The sequence below is a fragment of the Clostridium aciditolerans genome, assembly GCF_016316925.1.
GTDB classification, from domain to species: Bacteria; Bacillota; Clostridia; order Clostridiales; family Clostridiaceae; genus Clostridium_AM; species Clostridium_AM aciditolerans.
Genome location: NZ_JAEEGB010000010.1, coordinates 1 through 24,554, shown reverse-complemented (window position 1 = coordinate 24,554; position 24,554 = coordinate 1). Strand labels below are relative to the sequence as shown.

The following is a 24,554-nucleotide window of genomic DNA, read 5'->3' as shown; positions in this document are numbered from 1 at the left end:
AAGGAGGATTTTTCGACCTTACACTACGAAAAATCTTTAATTTATAAATCGCTTTTTCACATTAGTGAAACGAGTCTTAAAAAATAAATTAGTTTTCTGACGCAAGAAAGAAAACTCACCTTCATTGTCCTCTGTCCTCTGTCAATTGTCCTCTTAAAAGATGCTTCGCATTTTTTAATTTCGTATATAACCATATAAGATTGAAAGGTGTTTGATGAAAATCTGAAAAATTGCTAAAATATACTTAAAGGTTTTCAAAGTTTATATGTACATAAAAGTAAATGGAGGTAAAGGGATGCTAATTTTATCTAAAGAAGACATAAGAAAGGTGTTTTCTATGAAAGATGCCGTAGATTCTGTTAAACAGGCCTTTTCGATTTATTCAGAGGGGAAAAGTGTAGTTCCTTTAAGAGTGAATATCGATGTTGCTAAATGTGGTGGTCAAAGCTTATTTATGCCAGGATATGTTCCTGATTTAGATAGTGTAGGAATAAAAATAGTTTCAGTATTTCCTAAGAATGTAGAAAAGGGGATACCATCAGTACCGGCTCAAATGATTTTGTTAGATGGAACTACAGGTGAGGTTTGCTGTATAATGGATGGAACTTATTTAACTCAGCTTAGAACTGGAGCAGCTTCTGGAGCGGCTACTGATGTGCTTGCGTCTCCTGATGCAAAGGTAGCGGCTATTTTTGGAGCTGGGGGTCAGGCTATCTGTCAGCTTGAAGCGCTGCTTGCAGTTAGAAAGCTTGAGCTTGTAAAGGTTTTTGCCTTAGGCGATGAAGCTAAGAAGTTTGTTGAAGCAGCTAAGATACAATTGAAAGAATATAGAGTAGAAATTGTTGCAGCAGAAAGTGCTGAAGAGGCATTAAAAGATGCTGATATAATTACTGCTGTTACAACATCTAGAAAGCCTGTTTTCCCAGGAAATTTAGTAAAAAAAGGTGCTCATGTAAATGGAGTTGGCTCATATACGAGAGAAATGCAGGAGTTAGATGAGTACATTGTTACAAAAGCAGATAAAGTATTTGTTGATTCAAAGGATGCGGTAATTGCTGAGGCTGGTGACTTTATTCAGCCTATGGAAAAAGGACTTATAGATTCTAATAGAATAAATGGGGAATTAGGTGAAGTAATACTAGGCAAAGTGAAGGGAAGAGAAAATGACAGTGAAATAACTTTGTTTAAGACAGTGGGTATTGCAGTACAGGATGTGGTAACTGCAAATAAAATATATAAAAAAGCATTAGAAAATGGAATAGGTAAAGTGGTAGAAGTATAACATTATAATTATAGGGCAATAATAAAAATGTACTTTTTTACTCATATTTATTAACATTATTTTAGAACTAGTAAATTAGAGCTAGTTCTTTTTTCTTTTTGCAAAATTACATTATTTGAAAATGCTTAAATAATAAAGTATAATATATAATGGTTAAATGCGTAATATTAGGGTAAATAGTTATTAAGTAGAATTAGGCTAAAGGGGATTATATGGATGAGTTTGATTGAAAAAATAAATAGTTATGAGATTGATAAGCGTGAACAAATAGCTCATATTTATAAAAACAGTTCTATTACATATGGTGAACTAATTGAAAAGTCTGATGCGATGGCTGCATATATTATTGACCAATTTGGGGATGATAAAACACCAATAGTTGTTTATGGACATAAAGAACATGAGATGCTTATATGTTTTTTGGCCTGTGTAAAAGCTGGACATGCATATATACCTATTGATACTTCATTTCCTTATGAGAGAGTTAGAGATATAGTTGAAAGTTCTCAGACTAAGATGATATTTAATATAGGAGAATTTGACTATAATTTTTTAGGTGTAAATGTAAAGAGTTATAATGAAATTAAAAAGATACTTTCGCAATATAAGCTGCATAAACCTGATGAAAAGTATGCCTTAGAAGAAGAGGATACATATTATATAATATATACATCTGGAAGTACTGGAAAACCGAAAGGTGTACAGATTACTCTTTCCTGTTTAGAGAGTTTTATCAATTGGGCAACAAAGATTTCTTCATTAAGAGATGGTGCTAACTATGTATTTATGAATCAGGCTCCTTTTTCTTTTGACTTATCTGTGATGGACTTATACCTTTCATTATCTAGTGGCTCTACTCTCTTTAGCATAGATAAGTCTATGGTATTAAATTTAAAACTATTGTTTGAAAGCTTTAGTAGCTCAGATATAAATATTTGGGTATCTACACCTTCCTTTGCAGAAATGTGTTTAGGCGATAGTAGTTTTAATGAAGAATTACTTCCTAAACTTGAAGCTTTCTTATTTTGTGGAGAAACACTTGCAAATAGTTGTGCTCAAAGACTTCTTAAAAGATTCAGTAACTCAAAGGTTATAAATATGTATGGGCCAACAGAAGCTACGGTAGCAGTAACCTCTATTGAAATAAATGAAGAAATTGCAAATAAAATAGTACCTTTACCAGTTGGTATTGTTAAAAAAGATTGTAGAGTTATAATTATAGATGAAAATGGCAATGAGCTTCCAGAAGGAGAAAAGGGAGAAATAATTATAATAGGAGACAGTGTAAGTATAGGATATTACAATAATAAGGAGAGAACAGAGAAATCCTTTTCGAAAAAGGTTATTAATGGAGTAGAGAAGAGGTGTTACAGGACTGGAGATGAAGGGTATATAAAGCAGGGCTTACTCTACTATTGTGGGAGAATAGATTTTCAAATTAAATTAAATGGATATAGGATTGAACTTGAAGATATTGAAAATAATTTAAGAAATATAGAATTTATTAATAATTGTGTTGTAGTTCCTGTAATTAAAGAAAATAGGATTCAACATTTAACTGCAGTAGTTACTTTAAATAGAAGTCCTTGGGACAAAGAATTTAAAATGGCTATGCAAATTAAAAATGAACTGAAAAAGTTTATACCGGACTATATGATTCCTAGAAAGATTAATATAGTGGAATCGCTTCCTATGACTATAAATGGAAAAGTTAACAGAAAGGCATTACTGGAGGAGATGAAATGATTCCATACAGTGGATTACTATTCTTTTACGTATTATTTATACTTTTAATACCAGCTATATTTTTAGGTATCAATGGAAAGTCCTTAAAAAAGTATGGTGTTATAGCTAATATTGCAGCTCTAATATTGATATTTGGTAATTCAAAAAAGCAAATTACATTGTTAATGTTATTTTATATAGGTGAACTGATTTTAGTAAAGTTCTATTTGATTATAAGAAGAAGATATGAACAACGGTGGATTTTATGGATAATGGTAGTTTGTTCGCTTATACCACTGATATTAGATAAATGGGGAAATATTTTATTAATAAATAGACAACTTGGTTTTTTGGGAATTTCTTATTTAACCTTTAAAGTAATTCAAATGCTTTTAGAAATATATGATGAATTGATAACAGAAGTAGGTATACTTAATTTTACTTATTTTCTCTTATTTTTTCCAACTATAAGTTCAGGGCCTATTGATCGTTCAAGAAGGTTTCAAGAGGACATAAATAAGGTTTTAAGTAAGGAAGAATACTTAGTTTATCTAAGAGAAGGAATATGGAAACTTTCAACAGGAATTGCTTATAAATTTATCATAGGTGTCTTGATTTCAAACTATTGGATGAATAAAATACCTACAGCACATACTTTATTAAATACATTAAATTATATGTATGCTTATAGCTTTTATTTGTTCTTTGACTTTGCGGGATACAGCTTAATGGCAATTGGGACAAGCTATATTTTAGGAGTTGCAACTCCGGAAAATTTTAATATGCCTTTCATTAGCAAAGATATTAAAGATTTTTGGAACAGATGGCATATGTCTTTATCCTTTTGGTTCAGAGACTTTTTATATACTAGATTTGTAATGGCTGCACTAAAGAAAAAATGGTTTAAAAGCAGATTCACTGCTTCTTATATAGGTTATTTTATTACCATGGGAACTATGGGGATATGGCATGGAACACAAGCTTTTTATTTGCTATATGGAATATATCATGCATTACTGATTATTACCACAGATTATATTGAAAGAAAAAGTAAATGGTATAAAAAAGCCAAGAAAAATGAGGCATGGAGCCTTTTGTTTATCTTTGTTACCTTTAACCTTGTATGCTTTGGTTTTTTAATTTTTTCTGGTTACTTATTTAAAAAATAAATTATAAATTTGGAGGAAGAAACTATGGAAGAAAAAATATTAGATATACTAGAATCAATATGTGGTGTTGATGAAGTGAAAGAAGATAAAGACTTGGATTTATTTGACTCAGGATTGTTAGATTCACTTGCAACTATAGAACTTTTAATTGCATTAGAAGAAAAGCTTGGAGTTAAAATTGAGCCAACAGAGGTACAAAGAGAGGATATAAATACACCTAATAAAATTATTGAATATGTTTCCTTGAGGTAACATAATGAAAAAGATAGCTATTATATTAAGTACTTTTGCAGCCTTTGTTATTTTAGTATTTTCATCTTTACATATAATAGATAATTATTATACAACCCGAATAGATAACATTTATTATGATAAGTTTGGAAATGAACTTATGTCAGAAAAAGAAAAAGGGCTTATTCTTCAAAAAAAATCTTTAGAGAGAAAAGATAATCTCCAATTACTTGGTTCTTCAGAGCTAGCAGATAAAACAATACCTACCCATCCTATGAATATTTTTGCAGATAAAGCTGATGGGTTTCAGATAAATGGTGTTGGTAGAGGATATTGTCAAAGTATTATTCATGCTGCTAGAGTTGGAGCATTAAGTAAAGAGTACAAGGATAAAAAGCTTGTAATAATTATATCTCCTCAATGGTTTAATACTAAAGGATTAGGAACTAATGAATTCCTTATGAATTTTTCTGAACTTCAATTTTATACTTTTATGTTTAATAATAATATTGATAAATCTATAAAATTGTCCTTTGCAAAAAGAACTAAGCAACTTCTAGAAAGTGATAAGAATAATTTAATGGTTAGTATATATGCAAGTTTATATACCTATAATAATACACCATCAAAGATTGTGCTTGATATTTTAACTCCCTACTACAAGTTTAAGTCTTATATACTTAGCATCAGGGATAAGAGGATTGCATATGATAGATTGTTAAAGTATAAAAAAGCTGGTGAAAAACAGTATATTGAACCTAAGCTCTCAGTGTATGACTGGAATGTTCAAATGGAAAAGGCTGAATTACTAGCAAAAACTAAAACTAATAATAACGATTTTTATATTTTAAATGATTATTACAATCAATATATAAAAGATAATTTAAATACATATAGTGGATCATATAAAAACGAATCCTATATAAATTCACCAGAATATGAAGACTTTAAACTATTACTTGAAATATGTAAAAGTCAAAATATAAAACCACTTTTTGTAAGTGTGCCTGTTCATGGGAAGTGGTATGACTATTGTGAGTTTCCAAAAGAAAATAGAGAGACATGCTATAAGGAAATAAAAACGTTGGTTACAGGTTATGGTTTTGAAATGCTTGATTTATCAGAGCATGAGTATGAAAGATACTTTTTAAAGGATATTATGCATCTTGGATGGAAAGGATGGATATATATTGACGAGGCGATTGATAAATATTATCATGAAGGTAGATAATAAAATAAAAAATAATAATACTTTGTTATTTATGTATTGTGGAGTTATAGTCTTTGGATTAATCTTGATTTTCCTTTTTTCTGACAATAACGCAATTAACTACATATATAGTGAATTCTAATTATATCATTGAATAATTTATAAGGGGTGTTTTCGAGGAAAACACCCCTTATAAATTTGCAGTCTTTTCTAAAATTAACTTTGTTCTAAAACATGTAAAAATTTAATATAAATACTACAAAGATATATCAAATAATGATGTATCTAAAATTATTATATAAATAGTCTTTCTTTTATCACTTTATATGGAGGTTGAGGGATGAATTTTAAAGAATTAATAGAGCAGGATAGAGAAAAAGGAAGAAAAGACGAATTTGAAGGAACCTTATTAGAGTATCTCCAGATTATAAAAGAAAATCCGGAAGTTGCTCAGCTTGCACATAGAAGAATGTATAATTTAATAACAGATCCAGGTGTGGAAATTTTAAAATCAGAAGAAAACCTAAGGATAAGAAAAATATATGGTAATGAAACAATAAAAAGTTATAACTTTTTTAAAAATGATTTTTTCGGCATCGAAAAGACTCTTATGAAAATAGCTAGTTATTTTTATTCAGCAGCTATGAATGGTGAAGAGTCAAGACAGGTACTTTATTTAGTTGGACCTGTAGGTTCAGGAAAGTCTTCTATAGTAGAAGTATTAAAAAGAGCTTTAGAAGAAAGTGAAGCTATATATGCTTTGAAAGGCTGTCCTATGAGAGAAGAACCTCTCCATCTTATTCCTAAACATTTAAGAAAGCAGTTTGAAGAAAACTTAGGAATAAAAATAGAAGGAGATTTATGTCCGGTATGTAGACATAGGCTAAAAGAAGAATTTAAAGGTCAGTATGAAAACTTCCCGGTAGTTAAAACAGGATTTTCGATTAGATCTAGAAAAGGAATAGGGGTAGTACCACCTGTTGATCCAAATAATCAAGACACATCAGTTTTGGTTGGATCAGTAGATATTTCAAAGATGGATTTATATCCAGAAGATGATCCTCGTATATTCTCCCTAAATGGTGCTTTTGATGTTGGAAACAGAGGATTGGTTGAATTTATAGAAGTATTTAAAAATGATGTAGAGTATCTTCATACTATTATAACTGCTACTCAAGAAAAATCTATACCATCTCCAGGGAAGGGTTCTATGATCTATTTCGATGGAGTTATAATAGCCCACTCTAATGAAGCTGAGTGGAATAAGTTTAAATCAGACCATACAAATGAAGCCATATTAGACAGAATAGTTAAGGTTGAAGTTCCATATTGTATGGAATTAAGCGAGGAAACAAAGATATATGAAAAGATATTAAAGAAGAGTCACTTTAAAGCTCATATAGCACCACACACTATTGAAGTAGCTGCTATGTTTGCTATATTAAGCAGACTATCTCTATCTAATAAAGTAGATCTTTTGACTAAGTTAAAGATTTATAATGGAGAAGAAATAGTTGAAAAGGGAACTACTAAGAAGATAGATATTATGGAACTTAGAGAAGAAGCCGGAATAAGAGAAGGTATGGAGGGTATATCAACAAGATTTATTATTAAAGCTATAGATAATGCTCTTTCAGACTCAGAACATCATTGTATTAATCCATTAAGTGTAATGGAAAGTATTATTAAATCAATAAAAGATTTAGATGTTGCTGATGACTTGAGAAAGAAATATCTTGGATTAATTCAAGATAGCATAAGAAAAGAATATAATAAGGTTCTTGAAAAAGAAATAACTAAGGCATTTATTCAAAGCTTTAAGGAACAAGCTGAGAGCTTATTCAATAATTATTTAGATCATGCAGAAGCTTATGTTAATAGGGCTAAAATTAAAGATAAATCAACTGGAGAACAGTTAGACCCAGACGAAAAATTTATGCGTTCTATAGAAGAACAAATTGGCATATCAGAAGGTTCTGCTAAAGGCTTTAGATCCGATGTCACCTCTTATATGTTCTATCTAATGAGAAAAGGTGGAAAAGTAGATTATACATCCTATGAGCCTTTAAAAGAAGCTATAGAAAAGAAAATAACATCATCAGTAAGAGAGATGTCACGTATAGTTACTAAATCAAAAGTTAGAGATAAGGAACAGCATAAGAAATATAATTCTATGGTAGAAGAAATGAAGAAAAACGGGTATTGCGATCATTGTTGTGATGTAATATTAAAATATGCTGCTAATAATCTATGGAAGGATTGATATTATGGCAGTATTTAGAGAATTCAACCCTATAGGGCATGATAGGGCTGGCGAGGATAGGAGAAGACATAAAGAACTTGTTGAAGATTCAATAAAGAAGAATCTCGTAGATATTCTGTCAGAGGAAAGTATTATAGGGCAGACAAAAAATAAAAAAATAAAAATTCCTATTAAAGGGCTCAAAGAATATCAATTTGTATATGGGAAAAATGTGCCTGGTGTAGGAAGTGGTGACGGAACAGAGAAAAGAGGAGACGTAATAGGCACTGAAAAAGAAGCCAAAGGAAGTGGAAATAAAGGGGCAGGTAATGAGGAAGGAGAAGATATATACGAAACTGAAATAACCATAGAAGATATTATGGAATATATATTTCAGGATTTAAATTTACCTAATTTGACTAAAAAGAGATTTTCTGAAATATTGTCAGATGGTTCAAAGAAGAAGTGTGGTTATCAGAAAAGTGGAATCCCCCCAAGACTTGCCAAAAAGAAAACTGTTGTTGAAAAGTTAAAAAGAAAACAGGGTATGAAAAGAGCACTTAAAGAAGATGTTCAAAAAAATGGAATGAATGAAGAAGTGCTAAATCAATATTCTCTTGATGGAGAAGATCTTGTAGGGAGATTTCCTTTTAAAGAAGATGATTTAAGATATTATAGAGTAAAACCAACCAAGAAGAGAGAATACAGTGCAGTGGTAATGTGCATAATGGATACTTCGGCATCCATGGATCAAAATAAAAAGTATTTAGCTAGATCATTTTTCTTTATGCTGTATCAGTTTGTAAAAGCTAAATATTCAAACGTGGAGGTTGTATTTATTGCACACTCCACCACTGCTAAAGTTGTTACAGAAAATGAATTCTTTCACAAGGTTGAATCTGGAGGCACTTATATATCTAGCGGATACAATAAGGCTTTAGAAATTATTGACGAGAAATACAATCCGGCTATATGGAATATATATGCTTTTCATGTAAGTGATGGAGATAATTGGAGTGAAGATAATGATAGGGCTGTTAAAGCGGCTAATACCTTGTGTGATGTTAGCAACCTATTTGGATATGCAGAGATTATGGCTTATGGATATACTAGTGCAATAAAAAAGAGATATTCTAATGAAGTTAAAAGAAAGAATTTTGTATCTGTGGCAATGAAAAAGAAAGAAGATATGTGGGATGCGCTTAGAGAAATGCTTACTGTAGAAATAAATAATGACTACTAATTTGTTAGAGGGGGTGAGGAATTGGAATACACTGTAGCTGATCTGGAGATGTGGAATGACTTAATAGAAGAAAAGGCAAGGGAAGTTGGACTTGATTATTATCCTCAGGAATTTGAAATCATAAACTATAATGATATGCTGGCATATGAAGTTTATGTAGGTATGCCTTCTATGTATCCGCACTGGAGCTTTGGAAAAGCATATGAAAAGCTAAGAACTCTGTATAATTATAATCTTACAGGGCTTCCTTATGAAATGGTAATAAACTCAAATCCATGTATTGCATATTTAATGAAGGATAATACAATGCTGCTTCAAATATTAACAATGGCCCATGTTTATGGACACAACGATTTTTTTAAAAATAATAGAATGTTTAAAGAAGCCACAAGTGCAATTTATACTTTGGAAATGTTTAAAAATCATGCAGATATTATAAGATCATACATCAACGATCCGAGTATAGGATATGTAGAAGTCGAAAAGATGTTAAATGCAGCTCATGCTCTAAAATATCAAACAAATAGAGCTGTTGGAGTTAAGAACTTAAGCGATGAAGAGATTAGAAAAAGAAAAATGGAAGATTATAAAAGTTTGGATATGAATTATAGTCCAATTGTACCTAGAGAAAAGCCAGAGCCTCCTGATGTTGAAAAAGTACCTCAAGAACCTGTAGAGGATATATTAGGTTTTATATCTATGCATGGTGATTTATTTGAGTGGCAGAAAAATATTATAGAAATAGTTAGAGATGAAACAAAGTATTTTGTTCCTCAAATAGAAACCAAAATTATGAATGAAGGTTGGGCCAGCTATTGGCATTATAATATTCTAAAGAAATTAGAATTACCTCAAAAGCTTTATCTTGAGTTTATAAAAAGACATAATGATGTTATCGTACCACTACAAGGAAATATAAATCCGTATTTCTTAGGCTTTGAAATTTATAAAGACCTAGTTCAGAAATACGGAGAAGAAAAAATATTTGAGGTAAGACTCATAGAAAGAGATGAGTCTTTCTTAAGAAGGTACTTGACAAAGGAGCTTTGCACCAAGCTTAATTTATTCCAATATATTAAGAAAGATAAAAATTATGTGATTGATGAAATATCCGATGATGAAGGATGGAAGGAAATAAGAGATACCTTAAGCAATAGCTGTGGCATGGGTAGTATTCCTAATATCAGAGTTGAAGATATGTCTAAAATGGATAAAACTTTAACTCTTGAGCATGTCTTTGAAGGAAGAGAGCTTCAACTTCAATATGCAGTGGAGACTCTCAAACATGTAGTTGATTTGTGGAAACACAAAGTAATTTTAAAAACTAATCTAAATGGAAAAGATACGAAGATTGTATGTGATGAGAATAAAAAGATAACTTATGAATAACAATAAGTTTTAGAGGACAATTGACAATTGACAATTGACAGAGGACAGATAAGGTGAGTTTCCTTCCTTAAGTCAGAAAACCATTATATTTTAAGACTCGTTTCATTAATGTGAAACGAGTTTTTATAAATTAAAGATTTTCTGGAGCAAAACGTAAGAAAATCCTCCTTCACTGTCCACTGTCAATTGTCAATTACATGCCTTAAGGAAGCATTGCTGGAAAGTTAAGTCCTGTCTTTTCGTCAATCCCAAACATAATATTCATATTTTGAATGGCCTGCCCTGCGGCACCTTTCATTAAATTATCTATTGCCGAACATACTATTACTTTTCCTGTTCTTTTATCTAATCTTAGACCTATATGGCACATATTAGAACCCTTAACATACTTGGTTTCGGGCATATCTTCTGTAACTTTTACGAAAAACTCATCTTTGTAAAATTCATCATATAGCTTATATAATTCCTCTTGCGACATATCGATAGTTAAGTTTGCATAACATACAGATAGAATTCCTCTGTTCATTGGAACTAAATGAGGGGTAAAAACAAGAGTTAAATCACTTCCTAATAAATGTGAAAGTTCTTGTTCAATTTCTGGAGTATGTCTATGAGAGGCAACAGAATATGCTTTTATGGATTCGTTACATTCTGTATATATATTTGGTATAGCAGCATTTCTTCCTGCGCCAGAAACTCCAGATTTAGCATCTATAATTATAGACTTAGGGTCAACTATTTTAGCTTTTAAAAGTGGGGCAAGTGCTAAAATGCTCGCAGTAGGGTAACAGCCAGGGTTAGCAATTAGAGAAGCATTTTTTATGCTTTCACGTTTAAGTTCAGGAAGTCCATAAACTGAATCTTCCAGAAGCTCACTACATTGGTGGTCCAATCCATACCATTGTTCATAAGTAGCCTTTGATTTAATTCTAAAGTCAGCCCCTAAATCTATGACTTTTACTCCTTTTTCAAGAGCTTTTTTTGTTATATCAAAAGATTTTCCATGAGGTAGGGCTATGAAAAGCACATCGATGCTATTTAATTTACATTCAGCTTCTTGTATATTTATGCAAATATTTTTATTGAAACCATAATAATTTTTATATATATCACTGTATAAGTCTCCTTCATAACTATGGGAAGAAAGAAAAACAATATTTGCATTTGAATGATTAGTTAAAAGCCATACTAGTTGTTGGCCTGCGTAGCCTGTAGAACCTAATATTCCTACGTTAATCATCTTATCACCTCTAGATATTTTAAATTATTCATAAAAATAATTATACATAAACCAATATAATTATGCAATAAAAATATGAAATTATTTAAAATGTATTGCATATTAATAACAATGAGAGTATAATTATTCTCATAAAATTTAATAAGGTTGGTGGAGCAGATGTTGGAGGAAGAAAATTCTATACCTTTAGAAGCACTACATGATATAGATAAGTTTAAGGGTAAAACCTTTGTAATAAAATATGGTGGAAGCATAATGAATGATGAAAATGCATCTAAAGCCTTTATTGAGGATATAGTTCTACTAAAGCGCTTTGGTATAAATATAATTATTGTCCATGGTGGTGGTCCAGAAATATCTAAGTGGTTAAAAATGACCGGTGTAAAAAGTGAATTTAAAAATGGGCTTAGAGTTACTGATAAAAATGTAATGGATATAGCTGAGATGGTTCTTTCAGGACATATAAACAAAGATATATCTGCAAGCTTAAGCAATCAAGGAATAAGTGCCATAGGACTAAGTGGAAGAGACAGCAATTTAATTAAGGCAAAGAAGAAATATATATATGAAAATGGTAAGAAAATAGATATAGGTTTTGTTGGAGAGGTAGTAAGTATAAATAAATCCTTTTTATTGAGTATTCTAGAGAAGGGAAGGGTGCCAGTTATTTCTCCTATAGCCTGTGATTCTTATGGCAACAAATATAATATAAATGCAGATTATGCAGCGTCCTTTATAAGTTCCGAGCTTAAGTGCGAAAAACTTATGATCCTTACGGATGTAGAAGGTGTATATAAAGATATAAATGATAAATCAAGTATCATTAGAAATATAACCTCTGATGATGTGAAAAACTATATAGATGAAGGAATAATAAATGGTGGTATGATACCAAAAATGGAGTGCTGTATAGAGGCTATAGAAAATGGAACAAAAGATATACACCTTATAGATGGCAGAAAGAAGCACAGTTTGATTTCAAATATAGTATATGATTTTGGAACTAAAATTACTTCAAGGGAGAGAGAAAAAAAATGTCAAAAGGTAATATAATGAATACTTACGGAAGATTTGATATAGTTTTTGAAAAAGGCTTAGGAAGTAAGCTATATGATAGTAATGGTATAGAATATATGGATTTTGTATCAGGGGTAGCTGTTAACTGTTTAGGGCACAGTCATCCAGCAATAACAAAAGCAATAGCTGATCAGAGCAGTGAGCTAATGCATATATCTAACTACTACTGGAGTAAACAAGCTGTTGAGTTATCTGAAAAGATATGCTATTTTAGTGATCATAAATCTGTTTTTTTCTGTAACAGTGGTACAGAAGCTATGGAATGTGGAGTAAAGATAGGAAGAAAATATGGAAAGATAAAAGGTGGAGCAGATAAAAATATAGTAATATACATGGAAAATTCTTTTCATGGTAGGACTATGGGTGCTTTGTCTGTAACAGGACAGAAGAAGTATCAAGAAGATTTCATGCCATTGATTGGTGGAACTAGAAGTGCTAAATTTAATGATATAGAAGATTTGAAAGATAAAATGAGTAGTGAAGTTTGTGCAGTTATAATCGAACCTATACAAGGAGAAGGTGGAATAAACTCAGCTGCCATTGAATATTTGAAGCAAGCTAAAGAATTATGTGAAAAATATGATGCTCTTCTTATATTTGATGAAATTCAATGTGGTGTGGGAAGGCTAGGAACTTTATTTGCTTATCAAAAATTTGGAGTGATTCCTGATGTTATATGTATGGCAAAAGGACTTGGTGGAGGATTTCCGATAGGAGCTGTAATGACTAACGAAAAAGCCTCTGTACTTGTACCAGGAGATCATGGAAGTACTTTTGGTGGCAATCCACTTGCTTGTGCAGTAAGTCTTGCTGTTTTAAAGGAGTTAACAGATGGCGGAGTAGTAGACAAGGTAAATGAGAAAAGTGAATATATTATTTCTAAATTAAAAGATTTAAAAGAGAAATATCCAATAATAGAAGAGATAAAAGGAGTAGGATTATTACTAGGTATAAAGCTTAAGGTAGATGTAAAGGAGTTTAGCAAGAAGTGCTTTGAAAATAAGCTGCTAGCAGTTACTGCAGGGAGCGATGTTATAAGGCTTTTACCACCACTTAATGTAGAGAATGATGATATAGATAAAGCTATGGAATTATTGGAAAAGGTATTACAAGGTTATAACCAAAATGCATGATTAATATGTTAGAGGGCATATATTGTTTACAATATATGCTTTTTTGTCGCATTGATATTTTTGTAAATTATTGTTATTATTACTAATATAGGTTAAAACTATATTAGGGCATCTTCAAAAAAATAACTAGTCAGTATGCTAGTCTATTTTTCGTCATACTGCGTCGGCAGAGCCCTTAGATAGTGCTGACTATCTGCGGAACCTGCCTCCTTGTCTGACACAAAATATCCGTCGCATCTTTGACTTGTTATTTTCTTTCAGATGCCTAAATAAAACTATTTAGATCCGAGGTGATTTTGTGAGAATAAATTTACCGTATATAAGAGGATATTGGGAAGATTGTATTAAAAGTGATAGATTAGACGAAAATTTAGATTCTATAATAAGAGAATCCTGGATGAGATGTAGGAAGCTTAAAGTTAATCCTTTTAGAAAACATGTAGAAAAGCTATCAGAATGGGAAATGAGCTTCATAATAAAGGAAAATGCTCAGTTAATACAGGTAGCGCATCCTATAATGGAAGGCTTATATGAGATAGTTGCTGGGTCAGGTTTTGTAATAGTACTTGCAGATAAGAATGGTTATATTATAGATGCTATAGGTAATCATGAATTTAAAAGGTCAAAAGAATTAAATCTTGTGGTAGGGGCTAATTGGTCTGAAAAATCTGCAGGAACCAATGCTATCGGAACTTCTCTTTGTTTAGATAAGCCTGTTCAGATAATAGGAGCAGAACATTACTGTTCAAAAAACCACTGCCTTACTTGCTCTGCTGCAACTATACATGATGAAGAAAATAAAATTATAGGGTGCATAAATATGTCTGGAAACTACTCTGAAGCACATTCCCATACTACAGGAATTGTAGCTTCGGGAGCCCGCTTAATTGAAAAGCATTTTGCTCTACAAGAATCTAATAAGCTTCTAAATGTAATATTTAATTCTATTTCTGAAGGAATGCTTGTGCTAGATGAAGATTTGAAAATTAAAAGAACCAATAAAATGGCATCAAAAATACTTGGAATATCTGAAGAGGAAATTTTAAGTACTGATATTAATTCGTTAACTAAAGATATGGATTTTATAAAGAAAATACTAAATATTGAGAATGTATACTATAACTTAGATTGTAATCTTTATATAAAAAACAGAAGAATTAAGTGCAGCATGAACGCTTTTCCTATTATATTTAATGGGAAAGCTAATGGTATAGTCATAACCTTTAAAGATGAGGGATATTTACATAAGATAGTAAATGTTATGGCAGGATATAATGCTAAGTACAATTTTGAAGATATAGTAACTAAGAATAAAGATATGAAAAGGACTATAGAATTTGCAAAAAAAGCTGCTATAACTAACTGCAGCATACTTATAGAGGGGCCTAGTGGTACGGGAAAAGAATTATTTGCCCAATCAATACATAACTATAGCACTAGAAAAAATGGTCCCTTTGTAGCAGTAAATTGTGCATCTTTACCTAAGGAACTTATGGAAAGTGAACTCTTTGGATATGAAAAGGGAGCTTTTACTGGAGCGGCTAAAGATGGACATCCTGGTAAGTTTGAATTAGCCGATGGAGGAACTATTTTCTTAGATGAAATAGGAGAGTTGCCTTTAGATATGCAGTCCAAGCTTTTGAGAGTCCTGGATAACAATAAAATTACAAGACTTGGTGGAACTTATGAAAAAAAACTAAATGTTAGGATTATTGCTGCTACAAACCGTGACTTAATAGATGAAATAAAAAATAAGAATTTTAGAGAAGACTTATATTACAGAATAAATGTTATGAATATTAAGACTCTTTCATTAAAGCAAAGAGTAGAAGATATTGAAATACTGGCTAACTATTTTATTCATAGATTGAACAGTGAGAACCCTAGCTGCTTTAAAGCTTTAAGTAGTCGCTATTTAGAATTAATAAGTAACTATAGTTGGCCTGGCAATGTAAGACAGTTGAGAAATGTTGTAGAACGCTCTTATTATTTATGTGAAAGTAATAATATTACAGAGGAGTATTTATATGATTACATAAATATTAAGAAGCGACTCTCTTTAGTAAATGATGAAGAGGTTGCAACCATAGATGATAAAAATTCTGAGGTTATGACCATAGAAGAAATGGAAAAGTCGAGCATAAGAAAGGCTATTAAAGAAGCTAAGGGAGATTTAATAAAAGCTGCTGAAATGCTCAATATAAGTAGAGCCACTATATATAGAAAAATTAAAAAATATTCTATAAATGGTTATTAAGTATTATAAAAACATTATAATCTCAAATTGAGATTATGAGAAATCTCAATTTGAGATTCTCATAATCTAAGCACATAAAATAAAACTTTAAACACTTGGCATAAATTTTGCTATATAAATAGTTGTGGAAAAAATTAGGTTATTAGGAGGGATAGATATGGGAAGATTTACGCTACCAAGAGATCTTTATTTTGGAGAGAATGCTTTAGAGGCATTAAAAACATTAAAAGGTAAGAAAGCTTTTGTAGTTGTTGGTGGAGGCTCAATGAAAAGATTTGGCTTTCTAGCTAAAGTAGAGGATTATTTAAAAGAAGCTGGTATGGAAGTTAAAATATTTGAGGGCGTTGAACCAGATCCATCAGTTGATACTGTTATGAAGGGTGCTCAAATGATGAGAGATTTTGGTCCAGATTGGATAGTAGCTATGGGTGGAGGATCACCAATAGATGCTGCTAAAGCTATGTGGATATTCTATGAATGCCCAGATTTTACTTTCGAAAAAGCAGTTGTTCCATTTGGGTTGCCAGAATTAAGACAAAAAGCTAAATTTGTTGCGATATCATCCACAAGTGGAACTGCTACAGAAGTTACAGCATTTTCAGTAATTACTGATTATAAAGCTAGAATAAAGTATCCTTTAGCTGATTTTAACTTAACACCAGATGTAGCTATAATAGATCCAGCATTAGCCCAAACAATGCCACCTAAGTTAACAGCTCATACTGGAATGGATGCATTAACTCATGCAATAGAAGCTTATGTAGCAACTGCAAGATCTAGTTTTTCTGATCCACTTGCTATAAAAGCAATAATGATGATAGATAAGTACTTAGAAAAGTCCTATAATGGCGACAAGGAAGCAAGAGCTGAAATGCATGATGCTCAATGTCTAGCTGGAATGGCATTCTCAAATGCTCTACTTGGAATAGTTCATAGTATGGCACATAAGACTGGTGCTGTATTCCACATTCCTCATGGATGTGCTAATGCTATATACCTTCCATATGTAATTCAATTTAATAGAAAAGTTAGCGAATCCAGATTTGCTGCTATATCTAAGTATATAGGATTACCTGGAAATACCGATGCTGAATTAACAGATTCACTAGTAGCTTATTTACAAGAAAAGAATAAGAACTTAAATATACCTCTAACATTAAAAGAATACGGAGTAACTGAAGAAGACTTTAATGCAAATCTAGACTTTATATCAAAGAATGCTATTTTAGATGCATGTACAGGATCAAACCCAAGACCAATAACTGTGGAAGAAATGAAGAAAGTATTCCAATGCACATACAGCGGTAAAAAAGTAGATTTCTAATAAAAAGGGAAAATGCTTGCATATATAATATAATAAATCTCATTCCAATAAAAAAGAATCACCTTGGTGATTCTTTTTTTTTATTTACAAGCTACTTTACTATTAAGTCAAGAGATTGTTTCAAATCTGCTATTATGTCTTCAACATTTTCAAGACCAACGGATAGTCTAACTAAACCATCGCTAATGCCAGCAGCATGTCTTTCTTCTGCTGTATATGGTGAGTGAGTCATAGAAGCTGGGTGTTGAATAAGTGTTTCAGCATCGCCTAAACTTACTGCAAGGGTTGAAAGCTTAACATTATTCATAACAGTTTTTCCTTCTTCAACTCCTCCTTTTAATTCAAAGGAAATCATAGCTCCTGGATGGCTCATTTGTTTCTTTGCAAGCTCATAATCTTCAAAGCTTTCTAGTCCAGGATAATAAACTTTATCTACAGCAGGATGTGCTTCTAAGAATTTAGCAACTTCCATAGCATTTTTACAATGTCTTTCCATTCTTATAGGTAAGGTTTTCATACCTCTTATGATAAGGTAAGCATCAAATGGGCTAAGTACAGCACCAGTCATGTCCTTTAATCCAAAGAATCTAACTTGATTTATAAAGTCTTGTTTACCAACAACAAAGCCTGCTATAACATCTCCATGACCATTTAAATATTTAGTAGCAGAGTGAACTACAACGTCAGCGCCTAACTCTAATGGTCTTTGAAGACATGGAGTACAGAAAGTATTGTCTACAAATACAAGACAATCACTGTTATTTTTGTGAGCGATGTCAGATATTTTTCTAATATCATTAATTTTTAATGTTGGGTTTGCAGGACTTTCAAGATAAACTACTTTTGTATTTGGTCTTAATGCTTCTCTTACTTCTTCTGGATTTGATGCATTTACAAAAGTTACATCAATGCCAAATCTTGTAAGACCGTGATTTAAAAGAGCAAAAGTACAACCATATAAAGTATCAGATGCAACTACATGATCTCCAGCTTTTAGTGCAGTCCAAAGAGCTGATGAAATAGCTCCCATGCCTGATCCTGTAGCTACTGCAGCTTCTCCGCCTTCAAGTAAAGCTAATTTCTCTTCAACTTCTGTACAAGTTGGGTTTCCTAATCTTGTGTATATGTATCCATTTTCTTGTCCAGCAAATCTGTTTCCACCTTGTTCTGCTGAATCAAATATGAATGTTGATGTTTGATATATAGGAGTAGCTAAAGAACCAAATTGCTTATCTCCAATATGTCCTCCATGTATTGCTCTTGTGTCAAAACCCATTTCTTTTATATTTTCCATGAGATTTATCCCCCTTATTTCTATAAAATATAATTTTGATTATATATAAAGCAAAACTCATGCCAATTGTTTAAGGGGCTATTTGTGTCAAGGTGTAAAAAAAAGTTGCCATTCAATATTAAATTGTGGCAATTTTTCTTTACATATGTAAATTATTCTTTACATTCTATATTATATTTTTTTATTTTATTCATTATAGTTGTATGAGATATACCTAAAGTTTTTGCAGCTTTTCTGAAGCTAGAATGTTTTTTTATTGCTGACAATAGTGCTTTCTTTTCAGCAATTTCTACCACTTCTTTGAGAGTAAAACTAAAATCATCTCTTTTTTCTTCATTTATGTAATTTGTATTTTTTTCGAAATCTAAAATTAAGTTATCTTCGTTAAGCAGATTACTATAACATAAGTTCATTGCTCTCTCAACAACATTTCTTAATTCTCTTACATTTCCAGGCCATTGATATTTTACTAGTTTCTCGATAAATTCAGTTTCAGCACCTTTTATATCTTTGTCCAGTTGTTTATTTAATTTATTGATAAAAAAATTAACTAACATTGGGATATCTTGAATTCTATCTCTAAGAGGAGATATAAATATAGGTATTACATTAAGTCTGTAGTACAAATCTTCTCTAAAAGTCCCATCTTTAATCATAGATTCCAGATTTCTGTTTGTAGCAGCTATTACTCTTACATTTATCTTTTCCTCTAATACACTTCCTATTTTTCTTATGGTTCCTTCTTGAAGTACTCTTAAAAGTTTTGCTTGAAGAGAAAGAGAAAGCTCACCTATCTCATCTAAGAATATAGTTCCCTTATCGGCTATTTTAAAAAGACCATCTTTTCCCTCTTCCTTTGCACCGGTAAAGCTTCCTTTTGTATATCCGAAAAGTTCGCTTTCTATAAGGTTGTCAGGAAGGGCAGCACAATTTATAGCAACAAAGTTTCTATCAGTTCTTGAGCTCAAGTTATGAATAGCTTTTGCAAAAAGTTCTTTACCTGTACCGCTTTCACCACGAAGTAGTATAGTAGAGTTACTTTTGGCCACAGCAGAGCATATTTTTTTTATTTTTATAATTGAAGAGCTATTTCCAATAATATCTTTAAAAGCTATTTCTTCTTTTGAGGTAATAGCATTAGATAATTCTATTGCTTCATTTATATCCTTAAGGGAAGCTACTGCACCTATAGTTTTTCCTTTATCATCTTTTATAGGACGTCCTGTAGTAATATAATGAATATGACCATTCTTATTTTTTATATGTACTTCAATATTGTCATAATTTTCTCCAGTTTTTAAAAGCTTAATCATAGGTGCTTCAAAGCCTAAAAATTCACCAACCTTTCTCCCAAGAACACTTTCTTTGTCAATGTGAAATATGTTCTCACAGTACTTGTTGAAAAGTTCAATTTCTTCATCATGATTTATAGCCATAATACCATCTTGTACAGCGTCTATCATAGCAAGTAATCTTCGCTCATTTCTCTCATAAGGAAGCAACTCTACATCCTGAACTTCAAATACTTCGTCTAGAGAAAGTATGCTGTTAATTAAATTCAATTTGTTTTCATTTTTCAAAATTTCAATTTTTATGTACGCTTTACCTGGGAAAACTTCTAGAGAGTGTATATTTATATTATTTTCATAATGCTTTTTTAAAATATCCAGCACTATGCCAACTCGATCTTTTGCTGTTATTTTAAGCCTTAGATAATTTTTCATTAACAACTACTCCTTTTATTCTAATATAAAATACAGGGTATAAGGCGGAAAGCTAGCTTTCTGGATTAGGATTCTACATTCTTATAAACAGAATTCTTAGCTTCAGGTGGAGTTTGTCTGCGACCACTGGGCAATTCTGCCCGTTAAATGCCATTTAGGCATTTAACCTCCATCTGAAGCTTAGAAGTCGTTATCCAGGGACATAGCCGCTCTTTACTCCCACTTGAAGAAAAGCAGAGAGCCCAAATCTCCGATTTGGTGCGAATCGCTTTCACAGAGTGCGATGGAAGTATTAGAGCGGGTAAGTCATCGGATAAATTATAGAGCATATAGTAATTTTTAATAATTTAAACATACCAAATATAAGATTAAAAGTCTATAAAATAAAAAGTCATTTTAATCATAGAAAAATTATTAATATTTTGGATATGCTATTGAAATTATAGAAATAAACTGTTAGTATATTACTATGACGAATTAGTGCTTTAACATGGTGAATTGGTAACGTAATAAAACAGGGAAGTGAATATAATGATTAAGTGGAAAAGATATATACCAGAGGGAACAAAGGATACTTTATTTGAAGAATGTACAAAAAAAATAGAGCTTCAAAATATATTAAGAAAAACCTATATAAATAGTGGATTCTTAGAGGTGGTGCCACCAACTCTTGAGTTCTATGATGTATTTAATGGTGAAAATGCTACATTGCCTCAAGAAAAAATGTATAAGCTATTTGATAATCAAGGGAGAATATTAGTGCTAAGACCAGATATGACTACACCAATAGCGAGAATTGCAGCTACTAAATTAAAAGAGGCACCTCATCCACTAAAATTATGCTATACATCAAATATATATAGGGTTAATGAAAGTTTAAACGGAAAAAATAGTGAGATTACTCAATCCGGTATTGAGATAATAGGGATTAAAAGTCTTAAAGCAGATGCTGAGGCTATAATAATGGGAATTACAGCATTGATTAAGTGTGGACTTAAGGATTTTAAAATAGAATTAGGGCAAGCTGAATTTTTTAAAGCAGTAATTGAAGAAATAAATATAAGTGATGAAGATAAAGAAAAATTAAGGAAATATATAGAGAATAAAAATTTCACAGCTCTGTCGGAGCTTTTAGAAGATAAAAAAGATGTAATAAATAAGAATACACTACGCATGCTTAAGGAACTACCAAGACTATTTGGAGATATTAGGATTTTGGACAAAGCTGAAGAGCTAACAGATAATCCTAAGGTGCTTAAATCTATTGAGAGCATAAGAAAAGTATACAGCATAATTAAAAGTGCAGGATTTAAAGATTACTTATCAGTAGATTTGGGAATGGTGCAGCATTTAGATTATTACACTGGAATAATTTTTAGAGGGTATACTCATGGAGTAGGCGGAAACATACTAAGCGGAGGAAGATACGACAACTTAATCCGTCAATTTGGTGAGGATCAGCCAGCCACAGGTTTTGCATTAGATGTGGACAGTATAATTAGAGCTCTTGAGAATACAAATCAAGAAGCAACTAGGGAAAAAGTATTAATTTACTATAGAGATGAATCATTTAAAGAGGCTTATAAAAAAGCAGAGGAGTTAAGAGAGAAAGATATAGTTGCTGAACTCAGTCTTTTAGAGTCTAAGAAAGAGGCTATGGAGTATGCAAAAGAAAAGGGAATAAATAGGGTCATAATAGTGTAAGTTTATTTTAATCAGGATGAGGAGTTTTTATATGAAGAATAAGAAGACAGTTAGAATAGCCCTTACTAAAGGAAGAATTGAAGAAGGTGCTATAGATATATTTGAATCAGCAGGAATTGACTGTAGTCAACTTAAAAATAAAGGAAGAAAGCTTATATTTCATGATGAACATTATAATATAGACTTTGTACTTGTAAAAGCGCCAGATGTGCTAACTTACGTTGAGCATGGAGTAGTAGATATGGGTATTGTTGGAAAAGATACTTTATTAGAGCAGAACAAGAACTTCTATGAAGTTTTAGACCTAAAGTTTGGTTGCTGCAGATTTGCAGTTGCAGGGCCTAAAAATTCGAATTTTTATGAAGGATATAATAGAAAAAAAATAGCAACAAAATATCCTAATGTTGCAAGAGAATATTTTAGAAAAATAGGACAGGATGTTGAAATTATAAAAATAGAAGGATCTGTAGAACTTACCCCTATATTAGGTTTATCAGATGCAATAGTAGACATTGTTGAAACAGGGAGTACTCTAAAGGAAAACGGCCTTGAAGTTTACGAAGATATATGCAGCATAAGTGCAAGAATGGTAGTAAATATGGCTAGCATGAAGATGAAAAAGGATGAGATAGAGGAAATAATTGGAAAAGTTCATAGAGAGGTAAGCTTAAGAGACGTTTTATTAGCAAGTAATGCATAGAAATTCCTAAGGGAGAAGAATGACAAACTATCGTTGTAATTGGAGGGTAAATTATGGATATTATAAATGTGGTATACGGAAACACTGAAGAAGGTAAAAGATATTTGGGTAAGCTTAAAGATAGAGAAGAAAGTATACAACAAGATGTAACAAATACAGTTAAAAATATATTAGATGACATAAAAGAAAATGGAGATGAAGCTTTAATAAAATACACAAATAAGTTTGATAGCGAGAATGTAAATAAAAATAACATTTTAGTAAGCAAAGAAGAAATTAATAAGGCTTATGAAATGGTAGATAAAGAATTTTTAGATGCTCTTAAATTAGCCGCTGAAAATATAGAATTTTTCCACGAAAAACAAAAAAGAAATTCATGGATGATTACTAAAGAAAAGGGAGTTATGCTTGGGCAGAATATAAGACCTTTAGAGAATGTAGGGATTTATGTACCAGGTGGTACGGCATCTTATCCATCATCGGTGCTTATGAATGCTATCCCAGCTAAGGTAGCAGGTGTTAAAAATATAGTTATGGTAACCCCTCCTTCAAAGAATGGAGGTATTAATCCTAACATACTTGTAGCAGCAGATGTAGCTGGAGTCAATAAGATTTACAAGGTAGGAGGAGCACAAGCAGTAGGGGCGCTTGCTTTTGGAACAGAGAGTATTGATAAGGTAGATAAAATAGTTGGACCAGGAAACATTTACGTGGCTATGGCAAAAAAGAATGTCTATGGTTATGTGGATATAGATATGATAGCGGGCCCTAGCGAAATTCTAATTATAGCAGATGAAAGTGGAAATGCAAAATATATAGCAGCAGACTTAATGTCACAGGCAGAACATGATAGATTAGCGTCATCAATACTAGTTACTACATCTTTAGAATTGGTGGGAAAAGTAAAAGAAGAATTAGCGCTACAGGTAGAAAATCTAAGCAGAAAAGATATTATTTTAGATTCTCTTAAAAACTACGGAGTAATTATAGTAGTAGATAATTTAAAAGAAGCAATTGATATGTCAAACAAAATTGCACCAGAGCACTTAGAAGTTTGTGTTGAAAATCCATTTTTAGTTTTTGGAGAAATTAAAAATGCAGGATCTATATTTTTAGGATCTTATTCACCAGAACCATTAGGAGATTATATAGCAGGACCTAATCATGTGTTGCCAACCAGTGGAACAGCAAGATTTTTCTCACCACTTTCAGTAGATGATTTTGTGAAAAAATCAAGTTTTATGTATTACTCCAAAGAAGCATTATTTGATGTTGGAGATAAGATAATTAAGCTTGCAGATACAGAAGGTCTTACAGCTCATGCTAATTCAATAGCAGTGCGAATGAAGTGGGGAGATAGGGCTCAAAGACCGACAGTTAACTTATACCCCGGGCTATGTTTCCAAGCTTCAGTCCGTTAAAAACTTTTAATCAGTCTAAAGCTTGTGTTTCAAGACAACCTAAGAACTTTCGAGAACTCGCTGTGCTCAAACAACTCTAAAGTTCTAAGATTCTCTTAAAACCCTTCACTAAGACTGACACAAAGTTTTTAAATCTACCTTCAGCTTTGGAAACATATCCCTTTATATAAGTTAACTGTCTAGTTAGAT

General features: G+C 31.6%; 18 protein-coding genes. 15 read left to right on the top strand and 3 right to left on the bottom strand.

Annotation, left to right across the window (positions count from 1 at the left end; genetic code table 11):
* The first annotated feature begins 295 nt into the window (after nucleotides 1-295).
* The 8 genes from I6U51_RS09795 to I6U51_RS09760 all read left to right on the top strand — a co-directional run bounded on the left by I6U51_RS09795 (nucleotide 296) and on the right by I6U51_RS09760 (nucleotide 10,491).
* A complete protein-coding gene (locus tag I6U51_RS09795; protein ID WP_211142472.1) occupies nucleotides 296-1,282 on the top strand; it encodes an ornithine cyclodeaminase family protein in 987 nt (328 codons plus the stop codon).
* Nucleotides 1,283-1,498: 216 nt separating this feature from the next.
* Nucleotides 1,499-3,028 (top strand): D-alanine--poly(phosphoribitol) ligase subunit DltA, encoded by a 1,530-nt coding sequence (gene dltA, locus I6U51_RS09790; RefSeq protein ID WP_211142471.1) that lies wholly within the window; start codon nucleotides 1,499-1,501, stop codon nucleotides 3,026-3,028.
* Nucleotides 3,025-4,176 carry a D-alanyl-lipoteichoic acid biosynthesis protein DltB gene (dltB, locus tag I6U51_RS09785; protein WP_211142470.1) on the top strand — a complete coding sequence of 384 codons (1,152 nt, stop codon included), beginning with the start codon at nucleotides 3,025-3,027 and terminating at the stop codon, nucleotides 4,174-4,176. Before dltA ends, dltB begins: the two co-directional genes overlap by 4 nt.
* A 24-nt stretch (nucleotides 4,177-4,200) precedes the next feature.
* Nucleotides 4,201-4,428: a D-alanine--poly(phosphoribitol) ligase subunit DltC gene (gene dltC / locus I6U51_RS09780; RefSeq protein WP_211142469.1), complete on the top strand. Its 228-nt coding sequence runs from the start codon at nucleotides 4,201-4,203 to the stop codon at nucleotides 4,426-4,428.
* Between the two features lie 4 nt (nucleotides 4,429-4,432).
* Nucleotides 4,433-5,638 carry a D-alanyl-lipoteichoic acid biosynthesis protein DltD gene (dltD, locus tag I6U51_RS09775; RefSeq protein ID WP_211142468.1) on the top strand — a complete coding sequence of 402 codons (1,206 nt, stop codon included), beginning with the start codon at nucleotides 4,433-4,435 and terminating at the stop codon, nucleotides 5,636-5,638.
* Nucleotides 5,639-5,957: 319 nt separating this feature from the next.
* The gene (locus tag I6U51_RS09770) at nucleotides 5,958-7,880 is read left to right on the top strand and encodes a PrkA family serine protein kinase (RefSeq protein ID WP_211142467.1); all 1,923 of its coding nucleotides are present in this window, start codon (nucleotides 5,958-5,960) and stop codon (nucleotides 7,878-7,880) included.
* A gap of 4 nt (nucleotides 7,881-7,884) precedes the next feature.
* Nucleotides 7,885-9,102, top strand: coding sequence for a sporulation protein YhbH (gene yhbH, locus I6U51_RS09765; RefSeq protein ID WP_211142466.1), 1,218 nt, complete (start codon nucleotides 7,885-7,887; stop codon nucleotides 9,100-9,102).
* Nucleotides 9,103-9,123: 21 nt separating this feature from the next.
* Nucleotides 9,124-10,491, top strand: a complete 1,368-nt coding sequence (locus I6U51_RS09760; RefSeq protein WP_211142465.1) for a SpoVR family protein — start codon at nucleotides 9,124-9,126, stop codon at nucleotides 10,489-10,491.
* A gap of 202 nt (nucleotides 10,492-10,693) precedes the next feature.
* On the opposite strand, the gene argC is transcribed toward I6U51_RS09760, so the two are convergent.
* Nucleotides 10,694-11,731 carry an N-acetyl-gamma-glutamyl-phosphate reductase gene (gene argC / locus I6U51_RS09755; RefSeq protein ID WP_211142464.1) on the bottom strand — a complete coding sequence of 346 codons (1,038 nt, stop codon included), beginning with the start codon at nucleotides 11,729-11,731 and terminating at the stop codon, nucleotides 10,694-10,696.
* Between the two features lie 159 nt (nucleotides 11,732-11,890).
* Here argC and argB point away from each other — a divergent pair, with 159 nt between their 5' ends.
* From argB to I6U51_RS09735, 4 genes are all read left to right on the top strand, one after another.
* Nucleotides 11,891-12,784: an acetylglutamate kinase gene (gene argB, locus I6U51_RS09750; protein ID WP_211142463.1), complete on the top strand. Its 894-nt coding sequence runs from the start codon at nucleotides 11,891-11,893 to the stop codon at nucleotides 12,782-12,784.
* On the top strand, nucleotides 12,766-13,941 hold the full coding sequence (locus I6U51_RS09745) for an aspartate aminotransferase family protein (protein WP_211142462.1): 1,176 nt from the start codon (nucleotides 12,766-12,768) through the stop codon (nucleotides 13,939-13,941). Before argB ends, I6U51_RS09745 begins: the two co-directional genes overlap by 19 nt.
* A 298-nt stretch (nucleotides 13,942-14,239) precedes the next feature.
* Nucleotides 14,240-16,198, top strand: a complete 1,959-nt coding sequence (locus tag I6U51_RS09740; RefSeq protein ID WP_343069607.1) for a sigma-54-dependent Fis family transcriptional regulator — start codon at nucleotides 14,240-14,242, stop codon at nucleotides 16,196-16,198.
* A gap of 157 nt (nucleotides 16,199-16,355) precedes the next feature.
* Nucleotides 16,356-17,522, top strand: a complete 1,167-nt coding sequence (locus I6U51_RS09735) for an iron-containing alcohol dehydrogenase (protein ID WP_211142461.1) — start codon at nucleotides 16,356-16,358, stop codon at nucleotides 17,520-17,522.
* Nucleotides 17,523-17,613: 91 nt separating this feature from the next.
* On the opposite strand, the gene megL is transcribed toward I6U51_RS09735, so the two are convergent.
* Both megL and I6U51_RS09725 read right to left on the bottom strand, forming a co-directional pair.
* Nucleotides 17,614-18,816, bottom strand: a complete 1,203-nt coding sequence (gene megL, locus I6U51_RS09730; protein ID WP_211142460.1) for a methionine gamma-lyase — start codon at nucleotides 18,814-18,816, stop codon at nucleotides 17,614-17,616.
* 152 nt (nucleotides 18,817-18,968) lie between these two features.
* On the bottom strand, nucleotides 18,969-20,540 hold the full coding sequence (locus tag I6U51_RS09725) for a sigma 54-interacting transcriptional regulator (protein WP_211142459.1): 1,572 nt from the start codon (nucleotides 20,538-20,540) through the stop codon (nucleotides 18,969-18,971).
* A 531-nt stretch (nucleotides 20,541-21,071) separates the two neighbouring features.
* Here I6U51_RS09725 and I6U51_RS09720 point away from each other — a divergent pair.
* From I6U51_RS09720 to hisD, 3 genes are read left to right on the top strand one after another with little or no spacing between them, the layout of a single operon-like run.
* Nucleotides 21,072-22,244 (top strand): ATP phosphoribosyltransferase regulatory subunit, encoded by a 1,173-nt coding sequence (locus tag I6U51_RS09720; protein WP_211142458.1) that lies wholly within the window; start codon nucleotides 21,072-21,074, stop codon nucleotides 22,242-22,244.
* A gap of 31 nt (nucleotides 22,245-22,275) precedes the next feature.
* Nucleotides 22,276-22,944 (top strand): ATP phosphoribosyltransferase, encoded by a 669-nt coding sequence (gene hisG, locus I6U51_RS09715; protein WP_211142457.1) that lies wholly within the window; start codon nucleotides 22,276-22,278, stop codon nucleotides 22,942-22,944.
* Nucleotides 22,945-23,003: 59 nt separating this feature from the next.
* Nucleotides 23,004-24,365, top strand: coding sequence for a histidinol dehydrogenase (hisD, locus tag I6U51_RS09710; RefSeq protein WP_211142580.1), 1,362 nt, complete (start codon nucleotides 23,004-23,006; stop codon nucleotides 24,363-24,365).
* Nucleotides 24,366-24,554 lie beyond the last annotated feature (189 nt).

Coding starts and splice junctions, on each gene's coding strand:
- yhbH (WP_211142466.1), top strand. CDS start 7,885: ATGGCAGTATTTAGAGAATTCAACCCTATAGGGCATGATAGGGCTGGC.
- dltA (WP_211142471.1), top strand. CDS start 1,499: ATGAGTTTGATTGAAAAAATAAATAGTTATGAGATTGATAAGCGTGAA.
- I6U51_RS09725 (WP_211142459.1), bottom strand. CDS start 20,540: ATGAAAAATTATCTAAGGCTTAAAATAACAGCAAAAGATCGAGTTGGC.
- I6U51_RS09720 (WP_211142458.1), top strand. CDS start 21,072: ATGATTAAGTGGAAAAGATATATACCAGAGGGAACAAAGGATACTTTA.
- dltC (WP_211142469.1), top strand. CDS start 4,201: ATGGAAGAAAAAATATTAGATATACTAGAATCAATATGTGGTGTTGAT.
- dltB (WP_211142470.1), top strand. CDS start 3,025: ATGATTCCATACAGTGGATTACTATTCTTTTACGTATTATTTATACTT.
- argC (WP_211142464.1), bottom strand. CDS start 11,731: ATGATTAACGTAGGAATATTAGGTTCTACAGGCTACGCAGGCCAACAA.
- I6U51_RS09770 (WP_211142467.1), top strand. CDS start 5,958: ATGAATTTTAAAGAATTAATAGAGCAGGATAGAGAAAAAGGAAGAAAA.
- I6U51_RS09735 (WP_211142461.1), top strand. CDS start 16,356: ATGGGAAGATTTACGCTACCAAGAGATCTTTATTTTGGAGAGAATGCT.
- I6U51_RS09795 (WP_211142472.1), top strand. CDS start 296: ATGCTAATTTTATCTAAAGAAGACATAAGAAAGGTGTTTTCTATGAAA.
- dltD (WP_211142468.1), top strand. CDS start 4,433: ATGAAAAAGATAGCTATTATATTAAGTACTTTTGCAGCCTTTGTTATT.
- I6U51_RS09745 (WP_211142462.1), top strand. CDS start 12,766: ATGTCAAAAGGTAATATAATGAATACTTACGGAAGATTTGATATAGTT.
- argB (WP_211142463.1), top strand. CDS start 11,891: ATGTTGGAGGAAGAAAATTCTATACCTTTAGAAGCACTACATGATATA.
- megL (WP_211142460.1), bottom strand. CDS start 18,816: ATGGAAAATATAAAAGAAATGGGTTTTGACACAAGAGCAATACATGGA.
- hisG (WP_211142457.1), top strand. CDS start 22,276: ATGAAGAATAAGAAGACAGTTAGAATAGCCCTTACTAAAGGAAGAATT.